Source organism: Nonomuraea maheshkhaliensis (assembly GCF_039529435.1).
GTDB classification, from domain to species: Bacteria; Actinomycetota; Actinomycetes; order Streptosporangiales; family Streptosporangiaceae; genus Nonomuraea; species Nonomuraea maheshkhaliensis.
The window spans coordinates 1-1,182 of record NZ_BAAAMU010000315.1 but is presented as its reverse complement, the minus strand read 5'-3'; the positions used below and the strand labels follow the sequence as shown (position 1 = coordinate 1,182).

At 60.7% G+C, this 1,182-nt stretch carries 1 protein-coding gene; it reads left to right on the top strand.

The genetic code is table 11. From position 1 onward, the window contains the following. The first annotated feature begins 274 nt into the window (after window positions 1–274). Entirely contained in the window at window positions 275–943 is a 669-nt protein-coding gene (locus tag ABFX54_RS56610; RefSeq protein WP_346115614.1) for a DUF4241 domain-containing protein, read from the top strand. Window positions 944–1,182: the final 239 nt, after the last annotated feature.

Below are 1,182 nucleotides of genomic sequence, written 5' to 3'. Positions count from 1 at the left end.
AACGCACGTGGAGAGTGTCGACCGTTGATATCAGGCGCCTGCGGTAAAATCGCGAACCGTCAAGGTGCCCGCCAGCAGAGGCGGTGGGCCGCCCAACTTGGCGGGTTCGCTGGATACGGCGGGCGCGCTGGGCGGCGGACAGCCCGGACGGCGGCCGACTGGGGCGTGCGGCCCCCAGGGCCGGCCGGCAGCGCGGCGGAGGGCCGGGGATGGTTTTGTACCACAAATAGTTGGCGTCCTGCCGCATCCACCGCCACTGCTCCGGAGGCACCAGATGCCCATTCCACCAGCAGATTCTTCGACGATATTCAAGGAAGGCACACGTTACCAATGGCCGAACGGCGACATTCTCCGGATCGAACTCCGAGAGGCCGGCGCGCTGCAACTTCCAACTGGAAATCTGGTGGCACGCGATAACAGCATTGGGGGTCTTGACCCTGAGGATGATACACAGGCGTTTGCCGTGAAAGTAATGAGCGGAAGCTACCCTGTGGTACTCGCGATCGTAAACTGGGAAAAGTCGCCGCACGCCCGCCAAAGGGTGGCTGCCGCCAAAGTCATGATATCCCAAGTCGAGGCAACCTCTTGGGAAATGGCGCTACGCCCAGGGCAGCGAATCGCCGACCTCGCACCAGATTCGGTTTACGGGTTCCCCGTCGACAGTGGTCAAGGGTGTTATCTCGACGCATCACTCCTTTCATTCTTGCAAGCCTCTCAGCGCGATGAGGTGCAACTCGATGCGGCTCGTGACGAGGTCATGGAGAACTGCCACGCTGAATTGATCGACCCGAAGACCGGCGGAAATATCATACTCTTCGACTGTGGCATGGGCGATGGCCTGTATCCGACCTGGATAGGCCGATCAGCAGCTGGAGAAATCGTATGTTTTGCCACCGACCTCGAGCTTCTGTCACATAGCCTGGGCACCCTTCCCCAGGTGTGAATCCCTCTTCATTCCAGGTAGCTGAAGGGATTCGTTCCCGAGCATCAACTGAGGTGCAGTCGGCCAATACGTTAGACGCGCTACTCGCCACATTGACGTTCGCAGGAGGCGCATTATCTGGAGCCGCAACCCCATGGGATAGCGGCCTGGCAAACTCGGACAACACCAGTTGAGCGCTGCTGGAAGCAACGGCTCCCGGCCGGCCTCCGGCAGCGCTCGATCCGTCAGCCCACCTATCC

Bases quoted from the DNA above. Each gene is read 5' to 3' on its own strand.
- ABFX54_RS56610 (WP_346115614.1), top strand. From the start codon at position 275: ATGCCCATTCCACCAGCAGATTCTTCGACGATATTCAAGGAAGGCACA.